The following is a 25173-nucleotide window of genomic DNA, read 5'->3' on the forward strand; positions in this document are numbered from 1 at the left end:
TTGAGCCAGTCAACAGAGAGCACCACCGAAAGCAATCCGTTCACCAAACCCGGTTTCATCATTGCTGCCGCGCTGGTGGTCGCGCTGATCGCAGCAGCCGTCGTCATCTTCTTGCTCCCCAAAGGACAAGGAAACGCCCAACCAGCCCCGGCAGAATCCAGCAGTGCCGCCACAGCTGAACCCAGCGCATCCGCCGTGTCCGGCAAGAGTGTCTGCGGACTGCCAGCGTCCGCCGAAACGGCATTGGGGAAGGCTCCGGCGAGCAAGTGGGAACTCGTTGGAACTATGGCGGCCCCGACAGATCCCAAAGTCGGCCCGGGCAAGACCGATGACCAAGGCATAAGGTCTTGCTTCGCCCACTCTCCGCAAGGGGCGCTATACGCCGCAGTGAACCTCTGGGCCCTTGGCAGCGATCCCTCAAAAGAACGTGCCATTGCTTACCAGCTCGCAGCTAAAGGTCCTGGCCGAGACGCAGGCATGAAGGCTTCGCAAACGGCCGCGCCGCCGACAAACGTAAAGGTTCAGATTGCGGGGTTCAACGTTTCATACACAGCGAACCAAGCGGTGGTAGAGCTCGCTTTCAAAGCTGACACCGGCGCTCTTGCATCCGTCCGTACAACCCTTCTCTGGCAGGACGGGGACTGGAAGGGCGTCGTCGCTGACAACGGTGCACCCCTGGAAGAACCGCGCCAGATCCGCGATCTTTCAGGATTCATCCCTTGGAGCGGCGCATGAGGCCGGTATGGAACCCGGTTGGAGATTGGATCTCCGGTCTCACTGATGACGCCATGGGCAACATGGCCAAAGCCATCCTTGAGGGCATGAGCCAGATGGTCACAACTCTGTCCACCTTCTGGGTTTCAACTCCAACGGTGAACCTGACCAGCCAAGATGGCTCTACAGCCAGTCCTGTTGTTTCAATGGTCAACAGCGAGTTGATGCCATGGACGTTGGCTCTGGCAGTCCTGGCCGTCATCCTCGGCGGTATCAGGCTGATTTGGGAGCAGCGCGGAGCACCCCTAAAGGACCTGCTCCGTTCCTTGGTCACGCTCACCTTGGTATCCGGCCTGGGCCTAGGAGTGATTTCGATCCTGGTGATCGCGGCGGATGCCTTTTCTGCCGCGATCATCAACCGTTCCACGGACGGCAAGGGCTTTGCCGAGTCGATGCAGCTGTTGATCTTGACGAATCAGACAGGTGTCGGGGTTTTCATCCTGATCGTTCTGGGTCTCATCGGCCTGCTCGCGTCTCTCGTGCAGATCGTGCTGATGGTCGTTCGCAGTGGCATGTTGGTGATTCTGGCGGGCATTCTTCCGACCACAGCCGCGTTCACGAATACGGAGATGGGAAGGCAGTGGTTCCAGAAAGCAGTGGGCTGGACCATCGCTTTCATCCTCTACAAACCAGCCGCAGCCATCGTCTACTCCGTCGCATTCCTGCTCATGGGCGGCAAGGGCCAGGACGCCTTGATCGGCTCCATCACTGGTTTCACGTTGATGGTCGTGGCGTTGTTCGCGCTGCCTGCTTTGATGCGATTCGTTACTCCCATGGTCGGGGCCGTAGCCTCCGGCGGAGGTGCCGGTGCGGGAGCAGCCGTCGGTGCCATTGCCACAGGGGCCGTCTCCCTTGGACGCGGGGGCAGTGGCAGGGGCAACGCGTCCCCAACCCCTTCATCGTCAACAAGCACATCGAACACCCAGAGCACGCAAACCGGCAGCTCGCCCAAGGGCAGCGATGGAACATCCGGCCCACGAGGAGGGGGAGGGCAACCTACCCCGGGTGCTACGGGACCGGGCGGAGCTGCTGGAACTGCTGGAGCAGCCAAGGCAGGCACGGCAGGAACCGCTGGATCCGCAGGAGCGGCAACTGGTGCCAGTGCAGGGACGGCCGCAGCCAGTGGGGGAGCAGCGGCAGCTGGCCCGGCTGGTGTGGCTGTAGCTACAGGAGCAAAGGTGGCGTCCGCGACGTCACAGGCAATCGAAAAGACCGCGCAGGATTCAACCGGGGAGGGCCCCAGTGGCAGCAATTAACACCGAATACAAAGAACCGTCCTACGGCAACTGGCGCGTACCGCGCTCAGCCGGGCTGGCCAACCTCAGCGCGCTCAGTACAGTCATCTTCTTTGGCGGGTTGTTGGCGGGCATTATCAGCTTCGCTATTTGGGGCCTGTTCGTCGGCCTGGGCGTTCTTGCCTTTGCCGGTCTCAGCTTGCTGTTGCTGACAGTCAAGGACAAGCATGGCCAGTCCGTTGTTGACCGTGCCGGCACTCGTTTGGCTTTCAAGATCTCCCGTTCCTCGGGGACGAATCTCTACCGTTCGGGTCCGCTCGGCGTAACGCCGTGGGGCATGTACCAGCTCCCCGGGTTGGCCGCGAAGTCGACTCTGTACGAGTTCACTGATTCCTATAAGCGCCCGTTCGCACTGCTGCACGTGCCCACCACGAACCACTTCACCGTGATCTTCTCCACCGAACCTGACGGGGCCTCCCTGGTTGACCCTGAGCAAGTCGATGCGTGGGTCGCTAACTGGGGCGGCTGGCTCGCCGGACTGGCCGACGAGGCCGGGCTGGACGCCGCAGCTGTCACGATCGAGACCGCCCCGGACTCGGGGTACCGGCTGCGCAACGAAGTACTGATGAACATCGACCCGGAAGCACCCGCGTTCGCCCAGGAAATGCTCAACGAGGTTGTGGCCACCTACCCGGAAGGATCGGCCACGGTCCGCGCCTGGGTGTCGTTGACCTTCAACGCCGCGATCCGAACAGGTGCGAAGAAGCGGACGCCGGAAGAAGTCGCCCGTGACCTGGCCTCCCGGATCCCTGGCCTTTCGGCACGGCTGCAGTCCACCGGCGCCGGCATCGCCCGTCCGACGACAGCGCAGGAGCTCTGCGAGGTCGTAAGGATCGCCTACGATCCTCCCGCAGCGCTGATCATTGATGAAGCCCATGCGGCCGGTTCCCCTGTCTCGCTGACCTGGGGCGAGGTTGGCCCTACCGCGCACCAGTCCAACTGGGAGAACTACCGGCACGACAGCGCCTTCTCAGTCTCTTGGACCATGACCGGTGCCCCGCGTGGATCGGTGAATTCTTCGGTCCTGGCCCGGTTGCTGGCCCCGCACGGGGACGTTGACCGCAAACGTGTCTCGGTGCTGTACCGTCCGATGGATTCGGCCCGCGCCGCTGCCGTGGTTGAGCAGGATCAGAACAACGCCAACGTCCGTATCACTTCCGGAAACCGGCCATCAGCCCGTGCCTTGGTGGATGCCCGGTCAGCGCAACAGACCGCGCAGGAAGAAGCCCAAGGTGCCGGGTTGGTGAACTTCGGCGTGGTCGTCACGGCCACCGTGACCGACCGGGAACGCCTTCCCGACGCTGTGGCTGCTGTGGAACAGAGTTCCGGTAGCGCCAGGCTGTTGCTGCGTCCCGCTTACGGGTCACAAGACACGGTGTTTGCCGCGTCCCTGCCTCTGGGCCTGGTGCTGCCCGAGCACAGCATGGTCCCGTCCGAGATTAAGGATGCACTGTAATGGCCCTCCCGAAACTCTTCACCCGTTCCTCAAAGCACAGCACTACTCAGGCCAAGGCCACGCCGAAGAAGGCTGAAAAGCAGCCCCGCCCTACCGGTCCTGGTGCCCGTGGCTGGCCGGGTCGTGGCGGGGGCATGGCCCAGCTCGTCCCTACCGTGAAGCAGTACCGGGGAACGACGGTTCAGGTCTGCGGACTATGGCCGTTCTCCTCCGGAGCGTCCTCACCCATGATCGGCGTCCCGCTGGGGCGCCACGAAGAAACACAGGCCACGGTCTGCTGCGACCCGATCAGCTGGTTCCAGCGCGCACGGCTGATTTCCAACCCCTCGGCCTTCATCCTGGGCAAGCCCGGGTTGGGGAAGTCCACCGTGGTGCGTCGGATGTTCATCGGGCTATCCGCACAAGGTGTTCACCCTCTGATCCTCGGTGATCTCAAGGGCGAGCACGTCAAAGCCGTCCGGGCCCTCGGCGGGCAGGTCATCCGGCTCGGTCGCGGTGTCGGGTACCTGAACATCCTCGACCCGGGCCAGGCTGTTGAAGCCGCCCAGCTCCTTGAAGACAACGGCCACCCTGAAGACGCAGCACGCGTCCGTGCCGACGCACACGGCCGCCGCCTGACCATGGTCGTTTCACTGATCACGATCAGCCGCAGCAACCCGCCCACCGACCAGGAACAAACGATCCTGGACCGCGCACTGCGGGTCCTCGATGACCGCTTTGACGGTATCCCGGTACTGAAGGACCTTTTGGAGGTGATTGTCTCCGCTCCTGACGAGCTGCGACAGGTCGCCCTGGACCGTGGCGACATGAACATCTACCTGCAGGAAACACGGGCACTTGAGGCAACCCTGCTCGGGTTGACCGGTGGCGGGAAGCTGGGGGAAATCTTCTCCCGCCAGACCAGCCAGCCAATGAAGCGAGACCGTGCCGTGGTCTTCGACGTCTCCAGCATTGACGAGACCGAAACAGACCTGCAGGCCGCCATCCTGCTTGCCTGCTGGTCCTACGGTTTTGGCACGGTCAACGTTGCCAACGCTCTCGCGGACGCCGGTCTGGAACCCCGACGGAACTACGTCGTGGTCCTGGACGAGCTGTGGCGGGCGCTTCGTGCCGGCAAGGGCATGGTCGACCGAGTGGACGCTCTGACCCGGCTGAACCGCTCCGTAGGTGTCGGGCAGATCATGATTTCCCACACCATGTCCGACCTGCTGGCCCTGCCGGCAGAAGAGGACCGGATGAAAGCCCGCGGCTTCGTCGAACGCTCCGGCATGGTCATCTGCGGCGGCCTCCCTGCCTCTGAGATGCCGCTGCTGACCTCGGCCATTCCGCTATCCCGGCAGGAGCAGCAGAAGCTCATCGGCTGGCAGGACCCGCCCGCGTGGGACTCACGCGGCGTCGACGTCGAACCCCCGGGACGGGGAAAGTTCCTCATCAAGGTCGGCGGTCGTCCCGGGATCCCCGTCCAAGTCGGACTCACGTCCCTGGAGAAGGGTCCCGAAGGCGTCAACGACACCGACGGCAAATGGCATGCAGCTCCGGAAACCCTGCTGGAGACGGCAGCCCCCATTCTGCCCAGTGAAGGAGGCACACAGTGAGTGCACCAAACCGCAAAGGAATGGGCCTCGGTGATGCCCTGCTGGTCTGGCTGGCCATCGGCTTCATCGTCGTCTTCGGCGGCGGAACCTACGCCGCCCTGCACCTCGGATCATGGATGGCAGGCATCGCCGCACCACCAGCCCACCCCATCGATCTGATCGCCGGCCTCGCCAAAGGCCGTGTGCCATGGCCTACCGAAGCCACCGTCGTCGCCTGCCTCATGGCCGGGGTGCTGCTGGCCCTGACCATTGTTGTTCTCGTTGCCTGGCGGAAGGGTGCGTCCAAGCGCGCCCGTGTCGACAAGGCCGCCCGATACCTGGGTCGCGGTAAGGCGCTGGCCGCGTTCTCGGAAAAGGGAGCGAAAGCGACCGCCGAGCGTCTGGGTGTCACGGACACACCCGGCATCGTGGTCGGCAAAGTCGTCTCCACCGGGCAGAAGTTCATCCAGTCCTGGGAAGACCTGTCCCTCGACATCTGGGGACCCCGAACCGGTAAGTCCACCTCACGTGTCATACCCGCCATCCTGGACGCACCCGGCGCCGTGGTCTCAACATCGAACAAGCGCGACGTCGTGGACGGCACCCGAGGCGTCCGCGAGGCCGTCGCCCCGGTGTGGGTGTTCGATCCGCAGAAGATCGCCCAGGAAGAACCGGACTGGTGGTGGAACCCGCTCTCCTATGTCACCGACGAAGAGAAGGCCTACAAACTCACCCAGCACTTCTCGGTCGGCTCCCGCGTGCCCGGATCCAAGCCCGACGCCTACTTCGATCCCAAGGCCGAAGACATTCTGTCCTCGTACTTCCTCGCCGCCGCGCTCGGAGAGCTGCCTATCACGCAGGTCTATATCTGGGTCACCGAACAGGTAAACCGGGAACCGATCAACATCCTGAAACAGCACGATTACGAGCTGCAGTACAAGGGCCTTGAATCCACGCTCGAACTCGCTGATAAGCAGCGAGACGGTATCTTCGGTACGGCCGAAAAAATGATCCAATGCCTCAAGAGCAGGAACACGCTGCGGTGGGTCGCGCCGACCGGTGGGGCGACGGTGGCCACGGATGCCCGCCGGCAGTTCAACCCGCATGCTTTCGCTGCGTCTCAGGAGACGATCTACATCCTCTCCAAAGAAGGTGCTGGCTCCGCCGCCCCGCTCACCACAGCCCTGACAGTAGCCATCGCAGAGGCCATGGAAGAGCGTGCCGAGCGCAGCGGCGGCCGGCTCCCGAAGCCTGCCCTGTTTGCGCTCGATGAGCTGGCTAACGTCGTCCGCTGGGCATCCCTGCCGGACCAGTTCAGCCACTACGGCTCCAAGGGCCTGATTGTCATGGGGGTCTTGCAGTCCTGGTCACAAGGGGTCGAGCTGTGGGGAGAAGCGAACATGCGGAAAATCTGGTCAGCGGCGAACGTGAAGGTCTACGGCGGCGGCGTGGCAGAAGAAGGATTCCTCCGCGCTCTCTCGGACCTGATCGGAGACTACAGCTACATCAACGTCTCCACCTCATCAGGCAAGTCCGGTTCCAGCCGCTCCCGACAGGAGGGCAAGGAACGCATCTTCGACGTTTCCAACCTCGCCGAACTGGACCGCGGCCGCGCGGTCGTCCTCGCCTCCGGCGCACCGGCCACGCTCGTCCGCACGATGCCCTGGTACACCGGACGCCACAAGGAAACGGTGGAGGCATCCATAAAGAAGTACAGCCCACGACCAGAAGAACCCGCCGTCCCGCTTCCAGCTGCACCGGTAGCCAATCCCTGGGTCACGAAGTAGGGAGGGTAGGTCTGCACTCATGGCGAATGACTTTGACCTCTACGACACAGACACACCAGCCCCAACTCAAGCTGACCAGAGTGCAGAGAAAGAACCAGCGCTCGTCTACGGCTCGGCCGAAGAATTCCTGCATGAGCAGCTGCTGCCCACGTACGTTCGCAGCGTCACGGGAAAGTCCGCGAAGTGGTGCATCGAGTGGTATTTCCATCCCGAGGCCGTCTCACGTGTGGCGGCTCTGTGGCGTTCATGGGAGCACCTGCGTCTGGATCCAGCGACCGGCATGAGTGTCTGGTGGAAGGACCACGCAGACCACCACATGCGCGTCCTACTGGACCCCCAGGGACCCTTCTACAACTGCGACATGAAAGAACACCGCGACCCCGAACACCTGGAACCCAAGAAAGCTCCGCCGGGCTGGTTCCCCGACGTTCGAAACCTGTAACCGCAGCGCGGACGCCAAGGACTGAGAACAACAAGGTGAAGGTGCCACAACTTATGGCACATTTGACGGGCCCAACGACCGGAAGGCAATTGTCCAGACGCTGTCTGGACAATTGAAATGTAAGCGTCAGTGGTGGCCATTAGGGTTGATTCATGACCCACCTCGAGCCCGACCTCCCCGAAGATTACGCAGCCGCACTCTCTACCCTCAAGGGGCTGGTGCGGGAGGCTCAACTCAGGGCTCAGCGCGTGGTCAACAGCGCGATGATCGAACTGTACTGGAAGATCGGACGGACGATCTTGGAACGGCAAGCGAACGAATCTTGGGGCAGTAAGGTCCTGGACAGGCTGGCACGTGACCTGAGGGCGGAGTTTCCGCACATGAGGGGATTTTCACGGACAAACGTCTACACCATGCGCGCGTTCGCGGCCGCGTGGAGTGGCCCGGAACCAATTGTCCAGACACCGTCTGGACAATTGAGCTGGAGCCACAACGTCACGCTCCTGAACAAACTCAGCGACCACGAACTACGCCGCTGGTACGCCTCCAGAGCTGTCCAGAACGGCTGGTCGGTCGCCGCCCTTGAACACCAGATCCTCACGGGCCTGCACACCCGCACCGGAGCAGCACCGAACAACCTGGAAGCGCCTCCCGGGCGAAGGAACCGATCTGGCACGGGCCGTGGCCAAGGACCCTCTGGTATTGGACTTCCTGGGCCTTACCGAAGAAGCCCAGGAACACGCCATTGAAGAAGCCATGACCCTCCGGATGGCTCAAACGCTGGCCGAGTTTGGCCCAGGCTTCGCTTTCGTCGGTCGGCAGTATCACCTCGACGTGGATGGAGACGACTTCTTCATCGACCTCCTGCTGTATCACGTACCTTCAGACCGATACGTTGTGGTCGAACTTAAGGCAGGAAAATTCAAGCCTGAGCATCTTGGGCAGCTGAACTTCTACGTCGCAGCGGTCAATGACATGCTGCGCCTTCCGCGGCAGGCACCCACTGTTGGCATCCTTGTCTGCGGCTCTCGGAACGAACGCACCGTCCGGTACGCGCTCGATGGATCGGCCCAGCCGCTCACGGTCACGTCGTACACGTACGAAGCGCTCCCTGCCGACGAAAGAGAAACGCTGCCCTCCCCAGCCGCAATCACCGCCGCGCTCGAAAATGACCCCGCCGAGGCCGTCGAAGGCTAAGTACGCACAGGGACAGCAGCTGGAACGAACTCGATGAAGGAAATCCCTCCGTCGAACAAGCGAGAGAACCAGTTTCAGTCGGTCTACACAAGCCATCGAGGGTTGTCAGTCTAAGCACCCGTATGTCTGCTGCACGATAGTTTGGGGTCGCCATACATGGGATGGAAAGTGCTTGGGCCTACCAACCACCGACCCCCGAGCTTCGAGAAGCGGAGGCCGGTGGTTGGGGTTGAGCGGGTGCTCAGACGGTGGTGCTCGCATTGGCCGGCGCTGGTGTCAGTTTGGGTTTGCGGGGTGCCAGGAGGCTGGCTCGTTCGTCGGTATCGGGGGTCCCATAACCAAGTCGTGGAGAGTGATACCAGTTCTGTCCGGCCCCTATGTCTGCCAGCATTTCGGCGTAGCGCAGTGGCGCTACGGTGGCGTCCACGACGGGTACACCCAGATGTTCCTGGAGGTTGCGGTAGAACCCAAACTCAATGGTGCATCCTAGGATGACCACGTCAGCACGGTCCCTTTCGACGGCCATTTCAGCTTCCTGCCTGATTCGCGCCTCCGTTATGTGGGGATCGACTTGGAATTCGACAACGCCCATGTTTAGAGAACGGAAGGATGCGAGGTTGTCCTCGGCTCCGTATTTCCTGATGTTTTCATGCATCTCGGGGATCCACTTCTCGCGGCCGACGAGAATCGAGAAACGCTCACCCAGCGATTGGGAAATCCTGATACAGGCTTCGGCAGGTGCAGTGACGGCCATGTTGGTGGTGAGCTCTTTCGCCGCGCGGATGAATGGATCGTAAAAGCAACCGATCACGGCAGCATCGTATCCTTCTTGTTCCGCCCACAGCACTGTCTGCAGGGTAGGAACGGCGACCGCCATTTCGTAGGCGCTGTACTCCAAATGGACCGGGCCCTCCCCTGGAAGGGAAGCGATATCGAGGATGGTGTCCGTGCGGGCCTCGGACCTTAGCGATGCTCCGATGGGATCGTCGAAGGCGTCGGTCATGACGGGGTTGATCCACAGTATTCTTCGTGACATTCGTTCTTCCTTCACTATTTCACGCGAGGGCACACAACCTGTGTGCGCTCAGTTGAATGACTGGTTGTTGTCATGGGACTGTGTCAGGTACTACGTGTGGCGTCGGGAGCGGCTAAAAGCATCGATGCCAACTGCCACCAGAATGACGAGGCCCAGGATGATTCGCTGATAGACCGGGTCTATCTGGTTTAGGTTGAAGCCGTTATTCATTATTGCGATAAAGAGGGTTCCTGTGAGTGTTCTCCAGATGGCACCTGACCCGCCTGCAATGGATGTACCTCCTACGACGACTGCGGCTAAGGCAGAAAAGACAAAGCTGAAGTCGTCTGATGGTTGTGCGCTCAGGCTTTGGGAGGAATTGATCAAGCCGGCAAGAGCTGCAGCAGCCCCCGTCAAGACGAAGGTTGAGGTCACTATCCTGCCTGTTCGTATGCCGGATAGTTTGGCAGCTTCGGAGTTGGCACCAGTTGCGTACACGTACCGGCCGTATCGGGTGCTGCTCAGCAGAACCCAGAAGATGACGACGACTGCTACGGCCATCCAGATTGCAGTGGTGACCCCCAGAACCTTAGTCGTCGCGAATTCCCGGAATTCGTCATCTTGGGGAGAGAGAATCGATCTATCGCTCACGATGTAGCCGATGCCCAAGATGATGTATGAGGAAGCCAGTGTACTGATGAATGAGTTGATTCGGATCTTGGCAACGAGGAACGCATTGAAAAGCCCGAAGACAATTCCGGCAGCAAGCCCACCCGCAATAGCGAGTGGGAGGGAACCGCTCGCGTTCTCAAGTTGAATGCCGACAAGTGGGGCTGTGATGAAAACTCCGGACACACTGATGTCGAAGTGTCCAGCGATTAAGGTCAGCGTCAAAGGTGCGGCTGCGATCAAAACTACCGATTGCTGGTCCAAGACGTTCAATAGGTTGTCGCTGCTGACGAACCCTGGTGTTGTACCTGCTAGAACCAAGAACATCGCAACAGTGGCCCAAACGATGCCGTATCTTGAGAGGACTGATTTGGGGAGCTTGCTCCTGGTCCGCGTCAGCTCCGCTTCCTTGACTTCAATGATGGTCATGACTGGTTTGCCTCCGTGTTTGAGCCGCTACGGGACTCGGATTGCCCGAACGCGAGTTGGGCTATGTTGATTCCACTGATTTCTGCGTCAGTGAGCTGCCCTGCAATGCGCCCCTTACGCATCACAATGACCCGATGGGCCAGACCGATGACTTCTTCCATCTCCGAGGACACGACAAGGATGCCCAACCCGCGCGATGCGTGTTCGACTAGGAGGTCGTAGATTTGCCGTTTGGCTGCAACGTCCACGCCACGGGTTGGCTCATCCGCTATGAGAAGCTTTGTCTTACCAAGCAGGGCGCGTGCAAATAGCACTTTCTGTTGATTTCCACCCGAAAGAAGTCCAACGGGTAGTTCTGGTGAGGCGGGCTTGGCGCCGACTTCCACGAGAGCTTGGGAAACCCTTTGGTTCACTCTCCTGGCGAGAAGGAGACCTCGCTGGGTGAGCGACTGCAGATGCGGTAGTCCCACGTTGTCTGCGATGCTGAACCCTAGAAAAAGGCCCTCGGTTTTCCGCGATTCAGGGATGAAGGACATGCCGTCTGCGACCGCTTCTTTAGGGTGTCGGTACCGGATATTTTTCCCGTTGAAGCGCGCAGAGCCAGTGGATGGAGGTTCGGCACCGTAAATAGCACGCACTACCTCGCTGCGGCCCGAACCGACCAACCCAGTAATGACTACGATCTCGCCGGGGTGGACGTCGAAAGTGATGTCGGCGAACATTCCGGGGGTCCCGATTTTCTCGACGCTGAGTACTGGTGAAGTCCCTGGAGTGCGGGCACGAACGTCGGGGAATGCTGCATCAACTGACCTTCCAACCATCTGAGTTACCAGCAAGTCGGCGTCGTATGTCGCCGCAGGAGCGGTTGAAACGACGGTTCCGTCACGCAGCACGGTAATTGTGTCGGCAATGCTGAGGACCTCGTCAAGGAAGTGTGAGACGTAGACGATCGTTTTTCCCTGTGCCCGAAGGTCACGAACTATGTCGGCCAGCTTGGCCGCCTCGTGTGTTGCCAAGCGAGCGGTAGGCTCATCCATGACTATGATGTCGGAGTTCCTCGCCAGAGCGCGGAGGATTTCAACCTTTTGCTGATCGGCAATGGAAAGCTCGTCTACGAGTGCATCTGCTGGGACATCGATGCCTGTGCTGCGCACGAGTTCAGCAAATCTTGCGTTCAGGGAACGGGCACGAACGAACGGCCCCAGCCGGTCTTCCAGACCGAGATATACGTTCTCAACTACCGTGCGGGGACCGACCAGCGCGATTTCCTGTGCCACGATGGTGATACCGGCCTTCATGGCCGCTCGGGGGCTGTCGAACTGGACGGCAACGCCGTCCAGTTCGAGCGTTCCTGCATCGAACGCGTGAACTCCGGCGAGAATCTTGCCAAGCGTGGACTTGCCCGCACCGTTTTCACCCACCAACGCATGCACAGAACCGGGCTCGATTTCCACGTCAACTCCAACGAGCGCCCGAGTTGCCTCGAAAGATTTTGTGATTCCTCTGAAGGCAATCAGCGGTGCGGGCATGTCAGATCAGCCTGCCCACTGCGCCGTGAACTTGGCGACGTTTTCCTTGGTGATGAGGCCACCGTCGGGAAGGTCATCGACAACGTCGATTCCGCCAGAATCCTTGTTCTCCTTGATGGCCTTCACCATCGCATTGAGTGCGGCACGTCCTTCGTCGGCAGGTACGCCAGCGACATCCCCAAACCATGTCCCCTCGGAAATGCCCTTCAGCGCAGGTTCTGAAGCGCCGACGCCGATTGTTTTAACGGCGGGTTTCCCAGCGTCGCCGAGCGCTAGTTGGGCGCCACGAACCTGCTGGTCGCCGGCTGCGACGAACACGTCGAAGTTGGGATTGGACTGCAGAACGTCTTGAACAGCCTTTCGAGGCTCGGCAGTGCCGAGGAAGCCGCCCTCAGTGTCTGCTACAACCTTGATCTTGGAGTTGCCCGTGATAGTTGAATCAAAGCCGTCCCGGACCGCAGTGTCGAAGGGAGTGCCCTTCAGCCCATACATGTACACGACCTTGCATTCTTCTAGGCCGTCACAAGCTTTTAGCGCGAGCTTTCCAAGGCGTTCACCCGTGCCCTTAGGGGGAGCCAAAACGGATGCGGAGAATCCAGGAACCTGTGGGTCGGCCGTGTCCAATTTCTCGCCCACTACCTGATTAAGAATGACAACCTTGATGCCTGCGTCCATGGCCTTCTGCAGGGCTGGGATGGCTCCCGGCCCGTCACTTGTGGCGATGATGATGCCCTTGTACTTTTTGGATGCGACTACATCCTGGATTTGTTTCACGGACTTGCCCGGCTCGAACTTGGCATCAAACTCCGTGATCTTGATACCAGCCTTTTTGGCTTCCTCCTGCATGGCCTTTCCCGATGCTGAAAGCCAGGTATTCGCTGAGCTGGATGAGAGATAGGCGACTTCTGTTTCGCCCTCACTGCTGCTGGCCGATGGGCTGCCAGCGCATCCGCTGAGGAGCGCTATACCAGACAGTGCGGTGACGGCCGTGATAGCTAGGGCGCGGCGTCGAGTACTCGTTTTCATAAGTAGTCCTGTCAGAGATGGAATCAATTTCCCCCGTTGCTATGAGAGTAGAATCACAACGCAGGGGTTGACAGGTGCATATCGCCCAATGAATTCACGGCGGTGTGACGGTTTGCCCAAGTATGGTTGCGGGGACCCTGATGTTAGGTGTTGTTCAGATTAACTACCCGGCATGCCAACTGCACGGCCAGCCTTTGATCAGGATCATCAAGATCAACTGATAGGAGCTGCCGCAGGCGGGAAATGCGGTTGACAACCGTGTTGCGATGCAGGCCCAGAACGCCGGCGGTAACCGTCGGCGATGACTCGTTGTCGAGGTAGACCTCGAGGGTCCTCATAAGGTCTTCATCCTTGTCGACCTGGGTGACCGGCTTCAGGAGCGTCCGGGCGAAGTCGCCGAACTCGTTCGACGTATACCAGCCGAAGAGAATGCGCTCGACACCGAGTTCGTCTATATGCTGGACGCCCGTTCGTCCACCACCTGCCTGCGCGATGGTAGCTGCTTCCTGCCCCTCTGCAAGGCTCTTCTTGAGCCCAACGACACCGGTGTAGGGGTGACCTATGCCTGCGTAGACCCGTAGACCGGATCGTCCTTCAATAAAACGCTGAAGGGCCATTCTTATTTGGACAACTGACTCCCCATAGGAAGTTGGAGGGGGCTCTGCGTGAGATACGGTCCAGGTCGTCCACCCGTCCGATCTCTCAATCAATGGGCCGCTGAATCCGGCGTCGGCGAATTGACGCGACAGTTCGTCTGTGAGTGACAGCACCCGAAGAGAGTCACCCCCGGCGACCCGGATGTGTATGGCAGTGCACCACCCGACGGTTTTCCATCCGAGTGTCCCAATATCCTGAATTACTGAGGCCGAAGGCTTGTCTTGGACTGCAATAATCTCGTTTAGCATTCCCAGTCTGAAGCGTGCGTCTCGTTCCCGCTCCAAACGGTCTGACACGAGCCGGGCTACTATGTGGCTGCTGGCAATCTTTACGACGGTTGTGGCGGTCTGCTCCCATGCGGGCGTGGGCGACTGTGATTCGACAACTAGCCAGAAGGTGGGAGCCTCGCCTAGTGCTAGCGCAATTGGCTGGATGAGGCGGGTGTTCTGCTCACCCCGTATCCAGACCGCCGCACCCACACGGTCCTTCTCATCAACGAACGGTTTTGAGAGCTCACCAAATACAGTTTCGCCTTCGAGGCCCAACAATGCTGAGGAGCTCTCAAGAGCGGTATCAAGTGCATTCAAGAACCCTCGTACGCCATTTTGCGGGGAAACCCTTGATAGCCCTTCGACGGCGTTGACTATCCCGCGGGCTATGCCTCTAATGGGAGCTTCGACTACCTCGCGAATAGAATCAGTGAGGTGCAGAACGGTGGCTTGGACCTCGATCACAGTAATCGAAAGCTTGTTTGCCAACCGCCGAGTCGCCAGCCCTATGTATCCTTGCGGCGAGACGATAATCAGCAGTGGCGCCTTGCAATCATCCATCCACCTCAGGACGAAATCTACGAGGTAGTTATCCTCGGCTAAGCGGCGGCCGTCCATCAGAACTGCAGCGTTCTCGAAATCCCCTTCAGGGTGGCGGCCTTCGGGGGCAATCCGTACTTGATTGACAAGTCGGTCTTGCCCCCCGAGCCCGCCGAGTATCCTGGCCTCAGCCATTTCGGCCAAGGCCAGGATTTGGCGTACCGTTACGGCGTAATCACCGCTCCACGCGCTGTTCGTCACTTCTCAAGTATCGTTCAGCCGAGTTGCGATGTGAGGAACGTCCGAAGGTTGGATCCCATCACGTCAGCCGTCTTCTCTGTCCCAATCCGCCTGCTCATTGCTCTCGCCAGGCCTTGGAAATCTGAAGGACGCCGCAGCCCTTGAGTTGTTGGAATGTCGGAGGAGTTAACGAGCAAACCGGTGAAAATGGGATCCACGACCTCTGCTACATCCTCTATGAAATCCGTACCCAGCCCAACGGATTCCGGTCCCACAACACTGAGGGCATGCTCGACATGGTCAATGTACGCATCCAGTGATGGTTCGCCTTCTGCTATGAAAGGCCCGAATGCATTGATCCCAACAAAACTGTGGCTGTCCCTGATGAGTCGTAATTGTTCGTCGGAGAGGTTTCGAGGATGATCCGTGACCGAACGACAGGATGAATGCGATGCGATGAATGGTCTGGTTGCAAGTTCTGCCAAGTGAAAGAACCCCGCCTCGGAAAGATGCGAAACATCCACGATGATGCCGAGCTCTTCCATTCTGCTAACAGCGTCAACGCCCAGTTGAGTCAACCGTCCACCGGTGTCCCGTTCGGCGATGCCGTCAGCCATCATCGTGCGCCGATTCCACGAAAGCGAGCACATTCGCACACCGGATCTTCTTAGGACGTCCAGAATCTCCAGGCTGTTCCCGATCGGTTCGGCACCTTCGATAGCGAGAATAAGGGCGATCCGACCGGAGGAGGAGGCAGCTTCCAGCCCTGCACTGTTTTCGACGATCACCACGTCGTCAGCGTGGATGTCTGCGAGATGTCGAGCTTCTTCTAACATCAGAAGGCATCGGCGCAGGGCACCTTCCCCGACGAACTGTTCTTCTGTGCACACCGGAAGAACTTGCAGATCAACTCCGCCCGCCTTCAACTGAGGCAACCAAAAATCCCCGAACGGGTCCTGGTGGCCGCGCTCTCTCAGATGGCGAACGGCGAGCAGGAGATCATTATGAGAGTCAGCCACCGAAACGGTCATCAGATATCTCCAATGGCCGCGCTTAGCACCGCGTCTAGGGCCGCGCTGTAGTAGTAGAGGTGCGCCTCGGTGATGCACCCCTCCTCGACCGTCACGATCGAGCAACCCGGCACGTCGAGATGCGGCCCGTTCACGGGCGTTCCCAACATACGCCACCGGGCTACCGCTCGGTCCCCGGATCTGAGTACTTCAACCAGATCCCGCCGATAGTCCGGATAGGCGCCTATGAGATGGCGCATTGCCCGATCATCGTCTTCAGCTGAAGACACTGCTGGCTCGCCGTTGACCGTCACCACCAGATCCCGTGCCACCAACTGTGCCATGGTCTGGAAGTCCCTGGCATTTTCGGCGTCATTGTATGCCTGCCAAACTTGGTCTGGTCCGAGCGTCATGGGCTTACCAACGGTCCCGCCGCTTTGACCTGCACGCGGCAAGCGTTTCCCGGTACATAGGAAAGCGGCACCTCCGATAGTGAAGTAATCCGGATCCTGTTGGGGTCAGCCCCTGACCGGATGGCAGAGTCCACTGCGAGGTTGCGTGCCTCGTCGAGGCACGCTTCGCGGCCGCGTCCTTCGTAGCTGAAAACCCGATCAATTGTTCCCGACGCCTCTGCGATGGCTGCGCCGTAAGCATTGGCTACAGCGTAGTTCTCAGGACGGACAACTTCGCTAACCCCGGGGACGGAATCGGGCACCAGATGAGATCCGCCGCCAACTGCAATGAGGGGAAGGGTGTGCCGGCTCGCCTTCATGCGATCGGCCATGATCCTGATTTGCTCATCGACCCAGGCCAGGGCCGCGTCGACAGTCGATCCGTCGACGTTCTGGGCGAGAGACGGATCTCCGAAGCCCTTAAGCCGGCCACCTCGGACCGAAATGTCAGACAACGTCAGAGTCGACCCGCCACTAACCAGTGACTCCTTGACGACGCGATAGCCTACGGAATCCGGTCCGACGCTCACACCTCCCGCGTGAGATCGCACGACGCTGCCGCCTCCCAGCCCGATCGAGATCAAGTCTGGCATCCGGAAGTTAGTCCGGACACCACCAACCTCTATCGCGGCTGTGGACTCACGCGGGAACCCGTCCACAAGGATGCCTACGTCTGCCGAAGTTCCGCCGACATCTACGACAATTGCATTTGCGAGATCGGACAAAGAACAAGCCCCCCGCATGGAGTTGGTTGGGCCAGAGCCGAGTGTCAGGACGGGGAAACGCACAGCGTCTTCATCCGACATAAGAGTTCCGTCGTTCTGCGTCAGGTATGAGTCCACTTCAAGTCCGTTGTCCTGAAGCGCGGCGTGGAAGCCCTGGACTACGTGACGGGCCACCCCCAGCAGTGACGAATTGAGAATGGTCGCATTTTCGCGTTCGAGGAGACCAAGAGCCCCGACCTCATGGCTTAGGGAAACCGGGAAGTCTGAGCCGAGTTCCTCGGCTAGTATTTGGGCGGCACGCTTTTCGTGTTCAAAGTTAGCCGGGGCGAAGGCGCCGGCCACTGAGATGGCAGCTACGTTTCCAGCACAGCTGGCAGCAAACCTGCGGATTGCATCTTCATCTAGCGGGGCGATTTCAGAGCCGTCAAACTCATTCCCGCCGTGGACAATTTCTGACGGGCCAATAATCTTATCGATTAGGTCTGATGGCCACGCGGCCCCAGGCCGGATCCCCAGAGACGCCGGAGCCGCCAACCGAAGCACACCGACTCGCTCTAGCCCACGTCGCTCGATGATCGCATTTGCGGGGTGAGTGGTGCCCAGCATGGCCTGTGTAATCTGCCGCTTATCGACGGTCGCTATGACCTTGGACAAGGACTCTCGAATGCCGTCAAAAGGGTCAGGCGTGGTGGCTGATTTTGTGGATGCCAGTACTTTTCCTGCATCATCCACGACGACGGCATCGGTGTTCGTTCCACCGACGTCGATTCCAATTTTGTAGCTCACTGCTCTGCACCTTTCAGGGACACGTAGTCGACGTCATAGCCGAATGCTGCTGGACCGACGACTTCCAGCCAATTGTTTTGCTTCCATTCCTCCGCGCAAGGCAGCCCCAGAACGGTGACTCGCTGGCCGTATGCCAAGCCCTCGGTAGTGATCGGCTCCGCAGTCTCGTGGTCGAGCATGCAAATGAGATCTGGCGGGGTAACGACAGCGCGGCCGTCCTCGATGGCCAAGAGGAGCTCATTTTGGATCTCTATGCGCATGGTGTTTTCCGGATTCGCGAAGCTCTCAATGGTCACTGTTCCGCGGGCGAAGCCGGTAGTGGTGTGACGGTCTAGGTCAATGACCTTGCCGGTGAACACTATTTGCCCTTCCGTGAAGGACAGGAACTTGTCCCAAGCCCCGTCTTCCTTGCGTTGGATAGCGGTAAGGAGCGTTCCGACCTCGCTGCAGTACGTTAAGGAGCCGCGGATGGCCGCATGCTTGGCCTCTGCAACTGTCATGGGATAGGCAGCGAGGGCATTGGCCAAGCCGAGCATCATCGCTGAACCACGAACCAGGCGTTCGCCCACTTGGTTCGTGGTCGTCTCAAACGCGACCCTATTGCCCTTCTCGTCGGCGAGGCTCATGGGAGAAGCTTGCCGGCCGGCGAGAGTAAACACAGTCATTTCGATCTGGGGAAAGGCCCGCCGCATTCCATCTGCATCAACACAGGGCACACCGAGTTCGGCGGCGACTGCCAACGGAATGAGTGTATTCATGCCGCCTACTTCGACAGGCATGATGGCGTCGATGTCCTTGCCCATATATGAAGCAAGTGCCCGAACTGCATTGGTAAATTCTGCACCGGAGGGAACCTTTTCAATGATGACCGTTGGTGCTCCGACTACTGCAACGGTAGTCAGTTGCGCGTCGTCATCGAGTTCGTCGAGGGTTGCGATCGTTATGGGTCCGAAGTCTTTGATCGCTTGGAGGACTGACAGCTTGGCGATGAAAGGATCACCTCCACCGCCCGTTCCAAGCAGAGTTGCGCCGAGTGTGAGTGCATCCAGCGAGTCTGCATCAAGTTTCCACATGACCGTTCCTTCCAAAAAAGTAAGCCTATGGATCACACCGTATGGCGGAAATCACAGTTTGAGCGATGAGCGTTTAGCACTAGATGCTCCATGCGATTGGGCGCATTGCACATTCCGATTCAGTGGTCGCACGGCCATTCTGTTCCCTATGACGTTTTCAAAAGAACTGGTCCGGGCCTGCTGATGGTTTCGAGCGATGTGATAGTCGTTGGTTCGGGGGCGGTGGGTCTGTCGTGTTCCTATGCGCTGGCTCGTAAGGGCGCGGTCGTGCACCTGATTGATGCCGGTGGTGTTGCTGGGGGAGCGTCACGTTCGAATGCTGGCTGGGTAGTTCCATCCATGAGCGAACCTGTGCCTTCTCCGGGAGCGCTAAGGACGGCCGCAAAATATGCATTCAAATCTGACGGACCGCTGAAAATCGGTTTGCGGGGTGTTTCGCCGAGTTACATCGCTTTTCTCGCGCGGATGCTTTCCAACTGCCGACGGTCAGCGTTCTCGAACGGCCTCGAGGCGACCGCAGCCCTCAGCCGCAAGGCTTTCAGCGAGTTCGATGCAATGCAGATGGACGGCATCGATTTTGAACGTCATGACGATGGCATTTTGCAGCTGTTCCTTCAGGAGCAAGGTCTGGCGGCCCACGCTGAGGATGCCAAAGCCATGGAACTGCTGGGAATGGCGCCAGCGCAGATTCTGTCAGCGAGTGAAGTTCGGTCGCTGGAGCCGGCAATTGGAAAGCAAGTGATCGGGGGGATCCTCAACCCTTACGATCAGTTCATCGATCCTGCTTCCTTTGTGGAGGCTCTGGCCGCCAGATGCCTGGAACTGGGGGTCCGGATCTCAACCCATGAGGCCGTAGGTGAGATTCTGCCTGGCCGTCAGGGCATCGTCAGCATTGTCACGAAACGCTCCGAGGTCCACAGAGCTGCAGCCGTAGTAGTTGCCGCCGGCGCACAATCGGGAGAACTGCTACGCAAGCTTGGAACAAAGCTTCCCTTACAGGCCGGTAAGGGATACGGCTTCGATATCACTCGCCCACCCATCAACTTCAAGCGGGCCATTTACCTGTCCGATCATAAAGTGGCTGTCACTCCGTTGAACAGCAGTCTGCGGTTGGCCGGCACCATGGAATTCGGTTCCACGGACTTGCGCGTCGACGATCGCAGGGCAGCAGGAATCCTCCGCGCCGCACCTCACTACTTCAATTCCTGGAGCCTACAAAAGACGCCCGTTGCTTGGGCGGGCCTGCGCCCCATGACTCCTGACGGGCTGCCGATGATCGGGCACGTCCCTGGCCATAAGAATGTTTTTGTTGCTGCGGGTCACGCCATGCTCGGGATCACACTGGGGCCGATAACTGGTTCATTGCTTAGCTCGCTAATCCTAGCCGGAGAAGAACCGTCCGAGCTTACCCCATTCGACCCCGCACGATTCTGAATAAACGGCACTAGAGCTGCCATGACCTTATTCTGCAGAGCGGCAGCTGCCAAACGAAACCACGACGGGCCGGGTTGGCGCCGGTAAGAGAACCACCTATGCACTAAGGAATAAATTGACTAACACGACGACGCACCCGTTGCTCCTTCTCAGAGCAGCGGACATTGCCGGGCTGCTGAGCACGGAAGATGCTGTAGATTCCCAGCGCGCAGCTTTCGAAGCTCTATCATCTGGTTCCGGACGGCTGGCTGCCAGACTTCTCATCAACGGGCCGTCATCAAGCACGGCTTTCTGCTATGCAGCTCGTCTTTCTGATGAGACCGGCCCTGTATGTAAGTTCGGCAGCGTCAACCCCGGTAACAGGGAGCTGGGACTCCCGAACGTCAGCGCGCTCGTCCTAGCGCTTGACCCCGACACGGGCAGGCCAGTCGCCATCGTAGACGGCGAAGCAGTCACAACTCTGCGCACGGCAGCGGCATCTGCGGTTGCAGCGCGGGCGCTGTCGGTACCAGGAAGCAAGACTCTCACCATTCTGGGCTGTGGAGTACAGGGCCGCGCCCACGCGCGGGTTTTGTCGACGACCCTCGGAATAACCGAAGTTCGGCTCTGGTCACCATTCGCTGAAGAATGCCGAGACGTCGCAGCGCAACTAGGCGAAGAACTGCCCATGGAAGTCAGAGCTTTCACGAGCGCACAAGAAGCGGTGGAACATGCAGACATCGTAGTTACAGCCACGACGAGCGAGGCTCCCATTCTCCCTACCGCGGCAGTAAGTCCGGGAACTACCGTCATCAGTGTTGGTTCTTTCGCTCCGCAACGAAAGGAGGTTGACAGCGATTTCCTGAGTTCTTGCAGCGCCGTCTTCGTAGATCATCTGCCCACTGCGATTGAGCAGGCCGGACCAATCATTGAAGGCTTGGCTCAGGGGGTGATCGGCATGTCTGACGTTGCAGAACTTGGGGATGTTCTCACCGGGCGCCACCCGGGCCGCGTCTCCGACGACTCCATCCTCTTCTACAACAGTGTGGGAATCGGTCTTCAAGACGCAGCGGTTACTTGGCAAATCATTGAGAAAGCAAGACATCTGGGTTTGGGAACGCCATTGCCAATGTGAACACCGGAAGGGCTAGGACATTCGGAAGACCTACAGGGACTTGTTGGCAGGTCACACACAGCCCGGCAAGTTCCCTCGAGCGGTTCGATGTCGAACGGCGAGTACGGCTGCCCATTCTGTCTCGACATCATTAGCTCTCTAACAAGACAGGATGAAAATGACAGCTAACCCACCGGCACCAGCGGCAGCGGTGCGGTTCGGCAGAACCCACGCCGGGGTGTATGCCGCGACACAGTCTCCTGCTGAACAGACAGCGGCTTACGACATGAAGAGACAAAACTGGACACACCTCTCCCCGGGAGACCAGGTTGCTGTGACCCGCCCAACCGGTGAGCACTACACAGCAGACGTTGAAATAAAAACGGCAAACTCACAGATCATCTGGATTAGGAGACATGGAATGGGAACCCGGCACCTATTGGAAAACCATGACGGCACAAGCATCGATCGGCTGGAACCCCCCGAGCCAAACCCCCGTGAAGTTGTGGCAGCGCTGCCGAACTACGTAGCCGGACGCCGGGCAGTCAACCCAGAAACTGCTGCACTGGCTTCCAACGAAAGCCACGAGAAGCCGTTGCCCTCCGTTCAGCGCGTGATCAGAGAAGCCCTCAAGTCAATTAACCGGTACCCCGAAATGGGCGCAACTGCCCTGCGGGAACACCTCGCGACGGTTCTAGGGGTTCCTCAGGATGCAGTTGCGGTTGGTCCTGGCAGTGTAGGAGTCCTTCAACAGCTCCTCTCTGCCACGTGTGAAGCCGGCGATGAGGTGATATTTGCCTGGAGATCGTTCGAGGCCTACCCCATACTCGTCCAGCTTGCCGGCGCCAGTCCCGTGCCCATTCCCCTAGGCATCGACGAGCAGCATGACTTGGATGCAATGTTGGCCGCCATCACGGAGAAAACTCGGGTCATTATCATTTGCACTCCCAACAACCCCACAGGGACAGTCGTTGAGCAAGACCGACTTGAGAGATTCTTGGCGGCAGTACCACCGCACGTTTTTATACTCATTGATGAGGCGTACGTTGAATACGTTGATCCAGACAAGTCCATCGACACGATCAAGCTGTTTCAGCGTCATGTCAATGTTTGTTTGCTTCGAACTTTTTCCAAGGCGTACGGCCTGGCCGGGCTAAGGATTGGATACGGTCTGGCACATCCAATCCTGGCGGCGGCGCTCCGTAGCGTTGCCCTGCCTTTCGGTGTCAGCGATTTAGCACAACGTGCAGCCATAGCATCCTTGGAAGCCACAGGCGAGATCCAAGCGCGAGCCCAAGTGGTAACGGCGGAGCGTTCCAGGCTATTGCAACGCCTCCGCGATGGGGGATGGGTTTTGCCCGACACGCAAGCCAACTTCATCTGGTTGCGCACCGATGAAACGCTTCGTACACACATTTTGAAGGCATTCGATGCGGCCGAAATCCTTGTTCGCTCCTTTTCAGGTGATGGGATTCGAATCTCCTTGGCTGACGCCAGGACCAATGATCGTGTTCTTGAGGTTCTCGGCGCCCGGGACGACTTCGAGTGACGCGTGTGGGTCGAGAGGAACGTAAAGGGCTTTCGCCATCACCTTTCGTTCAACGTTTGCGACGGCTCCCCGAATTTCCCCGCGGGCAGCGGTTGATTGCGTTGGTGCGTCAGGTGTAAAGCTGCCTCGTCAGCCCGAACGGAACCTCGGGGTGTGCGCGCACTATATATTGGCCTACGCCTGTGCGAGTGATCATTATGCCCGTGTGGTGTTCATGCGCAGCCTTCGAAACGACGTCGACAGCCTTAGCCAGGGCATGGTCTAGTTCTGCGGCTCTTTCCACCTGCACCTCAATCATCCACGGATAAGGGCCGCGATCAGCAACTGAAGCATGGCTAGTAGGCATGGTGTGTCTTTCTTGTTTTTGCGTCAATTGGGCAATTCGACCGGCTTGATCGGGTAGATCTTGGCGTGTACGGGCGTACGATTCCGCTGCGGCGAGGTGGTATCGCTAAAGGGCAAATGGAGTGGTACCAACGCCCGAGGTCCGGCCGCTCCGAGGAAAGCACCTGACCCTCAGGGCCGCCGGTGAAGAGCTTTTTCCTAGGTGGTCAAGGCATGTTCCTTCGCCCACGGTGGCTGTACGTCCTGGTCCAACTCGATCACGGTTGGCTTCGCGTCGGTCAGTGTTCACTCCGGAAGAGAGTCGCGCTCCCCGCCCCGCATCGCCGAATGTGCTTCGAAGTACGCTTTTCACTTCCAATGGACGGGATTGGGTCATAAAAGATGAGGTCTAAGCTCTGCCGATCAGATGCTGCGTCCTGGAAGACCTCGCCGGGATGCGGAATGCCACAGGGGTACATCATCCCTAGAATGACTACGCTCCTTTCCCGCGGAGAGGCTCGGTCGCTTTAGGAGAGAGACTATGGGAGCCTATATCTACACCAGCGCACTGCCCTCTTCGTTTAGTCATAGAATTCATTTTGTCCTTTTGATTTTCCTCGCGAAGCTCCGGCTCGCCCTTAGTCTCTCAGGTCTTGATGATCCGCCTTATTTTGGCGGTGCTCCAGAGAGTTCTTCAGTGGGCTCTAGTGCGACGTCGTGCGTTGCCAGCGACCTTTCTTTTAGCCGTCCCACTCACTGCAGTTAGAGTCGTCTATTTGAAAGTAGGGTTGGGCCGCCCGTTCAAGGTTGTCTTAGTAAGGCACCTTTGATGTTGGGGGTTGTTGGGAAAGCATGGCCGAGTAGAGTTCGTTGGGGACGTCTTGAGGGTCAGCCCAGACCTCAAATCCTTCTGCTAATTCGAAGAGTGCCCGATTGCCGTTGTGATCGGCGGCCAACCAGAGGATGGTGTTGTCCGGCATCACGGAATCGACGATTCCGGAACGGACCAAGTTTCCGTCTTTGTGGATCTCGACATTCGCGCCGACGAGGTAGCTCCAGTCATCGCATCGGTAGGACTTCAAGGTTGTTCTTTCGTCGTTCAGAGAAGCACGTATGGTGAGCTAGAAGTGACTACGACTAGTCGGTTTCGGGACCTTCGCAGAAGTGGCAGCCAACATCACAGCCGTCGAAGACAGGGGGGAGCTCATCTGGTGTCTGTCCTGTCCTAGGGAGAGGGACGGTCGACCTGCCAGGGACGGTGTCAAACTCAAGTACGCGTCGCGGCATGCGAAAGCCGCTTTGAGAAGCTGGGCGGCTAGTGACTGTCAATTGAGGCTCCTACTATAGGGAGGGCATGTCTTGGTGGACGTGGGCCGGACTCACTCGCGATCAAGATCCAAGTGACAGACCTGCCCTCGGCTGCGGGCATAATATTTCCTTCGGCGACAAAGCGACCGGATCCGTCCGAACCGGCGAGATAAGTTGCCCACCATCCAGTTAGAGGGCAATGTTCACCGGTTTTGGCTTTTCGGTCCTTGGGCGTTTTGCCGACCACCTGCTTGCGGGGGATACGTTTCTTCATTACTGATGACTTGGTCTTCTATACACCGAATACGGGGGTTTTTATTGGTGGTTCATGCGGCGCCTACAGAAATAGCTCCTGCACTGGAATCAATTCGGTTCCCAGGTCGCGATCGGCTGATTCGAAAGCCGGTTGCCGCTTAAGACTTTTCCGAGAAACTTCGTTTGCGTTAGGCCCGTCGTTGGTTCCAGAGCCGGGTCCATTTCCCCATTGTGGCTATGGACCCAGCTCTTGCTTTGGTTCCTG

The 25173-nt window shown here is 59.0% G+C and carries 19 protein-coding genes and 1 pseudogene; 10 read left to right on the forward strand and 10 right to left on the reverse strand.

Annotated features, from left to right (window positions below):
- The 7 genes and pseudogenes from ACNAOT_RS23010 (at nucleotide 1) to ACNAOT_RS23040 (ending at nucleotide 8525) form a co-directional block, all read left to right on the forward strand.
- Entirely contained in the window at nucleotides 1-735 is a 735-nt protein-coding gene (locus tag ACNAOT_RS23010; protein WP_193594577.1) for a hypothetical protein, read from the forward strand.
- On the forward strand, nucleotides 732-2030 hold the full coding sequence (locus tag ACNAOT_RS23015; RefSeq protein ID WP_193594576.1) for a hypothetical protein: 1299 nt from the start codon (nucleotides 732-734) through the stop codon (nucleotides 2028-2030). The genes ACNAOT_RS23010 and ACNAOT_RS23015 overlap by 4 nt, the downstream gene beginning before the upstream one ends.
- Nucleotides 2017-3525: an SCO6880 family protein gene (locus ACNAOT_RS23020; protein ID WP_193594575.1), complete on the forward strand. Its 1509-nt coding sequence runs from the start codon at nucleotides 2017-2019 to the stop codon at nucleotides 3523-3525. Before ACNAOT_RS23015 ends, ACNAOT_RS23020 begins: the two co-directional genes overlap by 14 nt.
- Nucleotides 3525-5120, forward strand: a complete 1596-nt coding sequence (locus tag ACNAOT_RS23025) for an ATP-binding protein (protein ID WP_227471752.1) — start codon at nucleotides 3525-3527, stop codon at nucleotides 5118-5120. Before ACNAOT_RS23020 ends, ACNAOT_RS23025 begins: the two co-directional genes overlap by 1 nt.
- Nucleotides 5117-6886, forward strand: coding sequence for a type IV secretory system conjugative DNA transfer family protein (locus ACNAOT_RS23030; protein ID WP_193594574.1), 1770 nt, complete (start codon nucleotides 5117-5119; stop codon nucleotides 6884-6886). Before ACNAOT_RS23025 ends, ACNAOT_RS23030 begins: the two co-directional genes overlap by 4 nt.
- Nucleotides 6887-6905: 19 nt before the next feature.
- On the forward strand, nucleotides 6906-7328 hold the full coding sequence (locus ACNAOT_RS23035; protein ID WP_193594573.1) for a DUF4913 domain-containing protein: 423 nt from the start codon (nucleotides 6906-6908) through the stop codon (nucleotides 7326-7328).
- 152 nt (nucleotides 7329-7480) lie between these two features.
- A pseudogene (locus ACNAOT_RS23040) lies at nucleotides 7481-8525 on the forward strand (PDDEXK nuclease domain-containing protein).
- Between the two features lie 241 nt (nucleotides 8526-8766).
- Here ACNAOT_RS23040 and ACNAOT_RS23045 read toward each other — a convergent pair.
- From ACNAOT_RS23045 to ACNAOT_RS23085, 9 genes are all read right to left on the reverse strand, one after another.
- A complete protein-coding gene (locus ACNAOT_RS23045) occupies nucleotides 8767-9561 on the reverse strand; it encodes an aspartate/glutamate racemase family protein (protein ID WP_227471751.1) in 795 nt (264 codons plus the stop codon).
- A gap of 90 nt (nucleotides 9562-9651) precedes the next feature.
- Complete coding sequence (locus ACNAOT_RS23050) at nucleotides 9652-10638, reverse strand: ABC transporter permease (protein ID WP_193594571.1); 987 nt, start codon at nucleotides 10636-10638, stop codon at nucleotides 9652-9654.
- Nucleotides 10635-12092, reverse strand: coding sequence for a sugar ABC transporter ATP-binding protein (locus ACNAOT_RS23055; protein ID WP_420181255.1), 1458 nt, complete (start codon nucleotides 12090-12092; stop codon nucleotides 10635-10637). Before ACNAOT_RS23055 ends, ACNAOT_RS23050 begins: the two co-directional genes overlap by 4 nt.
- Before the next feature lie 81 nt (nucleotides 12093-12173).
- A complete protein-coding gene (locus ACNAOT_RS23060; protein WP_420181256.1) occupies nucleotides 12174-13013 on the reverse strand; it encodes a sugar ABC transporter substrate-binding protein in 840 nt (279 codons plus the stop codon).
- A gap of 323 nt (nucleotides 13014-13336) precedes the next feature.
- Nucleotides 13337-14920, reverse strand: a complete 1584-nt coding sequence (locus tag ACNAOT_RS23065; RefSeq protein ID WP_193594568.1) for a PucR family transcriptional regulator — start codon at nucleotides 14918-14920, stop codon at nucleotides 13337-13339.
- A gap of 14 nt (nucleotides 14921-14934) precedes the next feature.
- Complete coding sequence (locus tag ACNAOT_RS23070) at nucleotides 14935-15930, reverse strand: dipeptidase (RefSeq protein ID WP_193594567.1); 996 nt, start codon at nucleotides 15928-15930, stop codon at nucleotides 14935-14937.
- Nucleotides 15930-16322, reverse strand: coding sequence for a nuclear transport factor 2 family protein (locus tag ACNAOT_RS23075; RefSeq protein ID WP_193594566.1), 393 nt, complete (start codon nucleotides 16320-16322; stop codon nucleotides 15930-15932). Before ACNAOT_RS23075 ends, ACNAOT_RS23070 begins: the two co-directional genes overlap by 1 nt.
- Nucleotides 16319-17872: a hydantoinase/oxoprolinase N-terminal domain-containing protein gene (locus ACNAOT_RS23080; RefSeq protein ID WP_193594565.1), complete on the reverse strand. Its 1554-nt coding sequence runs from the start codon at nucleotides 17870-17872 to the stop codon at nucleotides 16319-16321. The genes ACNAOT_RS23075 and ACNAOT_RS23080 overlap by 4 nt, the downstream gene beginning before the upstream one ends.
- Complete coding sequence (locus ACNAOT_RS23085; protein ID WP_193594564.1) at nucleotides 17869-18945, reverse strand: DUF917 domain-containing protein; 1077 nt, start codon at nucleotides 18943-18945, stop codon at nucleotides 17869-17871. The genes ACNAOT_RS23080 and ACNAOT_RS23085 overlap by 4 nt, the downstream gene beginning before the upstream one ends.
- Before the next feature lie 90 nt (nucleotides 18946-19035).
- On the opposite strand from ACNAOT_RS23085, the gene ACNAOT_RS23090 reads away from it, so the two are divergent.
- From ACNAOT_RS23090 to ACNAOT_RS23100, 3 genes are all read left to right on the forward strand, one after another.
- Nucleotides 19036-20379 (forward strand): NAD(P)/FAD-dependent oxidoreductase, encoded by a 1344-nt coding sequence (locus ACNAOT_RS23090; RefSeq protein ID WP_420181257.1) that lies wholly within the window; start codon nucleotides 19036-19038, stop codon nucleotides 20377-20379.
- A 115-nt stretch (nucleotides 20380-20494) separates the two neighbouring features.
- Nucleotides 20495-21493: an ornithine cyclodeaminase family protein gene (locus ACNAOT_RS23095; protein WP_193594606.1), complete on the forward strand. Its 999-nt coding sequence runs from the start codon at nucleotides 20495-20497 to the stop codon at nucleotides 21491-21493.
- A 157-nt stretch (nucleotides 21494-21650) separates the two neighbouring features.
- Nucleotides 21651-23021, forward strand: coding sequence for a histidinol-phosphate transaminase (locus ACNAOT_RS23100; RefSeq protein WP_227471757.1), 1371 nt, complete (start codon nucleotides 21651-21653; stop codon nucleotides 23019-23021).
- A 1136-nt stretch (nucleotides 23022-24157) separates the two neighbouring features.
- Here ACNAOT_RS23100 and ACNAOT_RS23105 read toward each other — a convergent pair.
- Nucleotides 24158-24427, reverse strand: a complete 270-nt coding sequence (locus tag ACNAOT_RS23105) for a hypothetical protein (protein ID WP_193594605.1) — start codon at nucleotides 24425-24427, stop codon at nucleotides 24158-24160.
- Between the last annotated feature and the right edge of the window lie 746 nt (nucleotides 24428-25173).

Source organism: Paenarthrobacter sp. TA1.8, from assembly GCF_048595705.1.
Classification (GTDB): Bacteria; Actinomycetota; Actinomycetes; order Actinomycetales; family Micrococcaceae; genus Arthrobacter; species Arthrobacter nitroguajacolicus.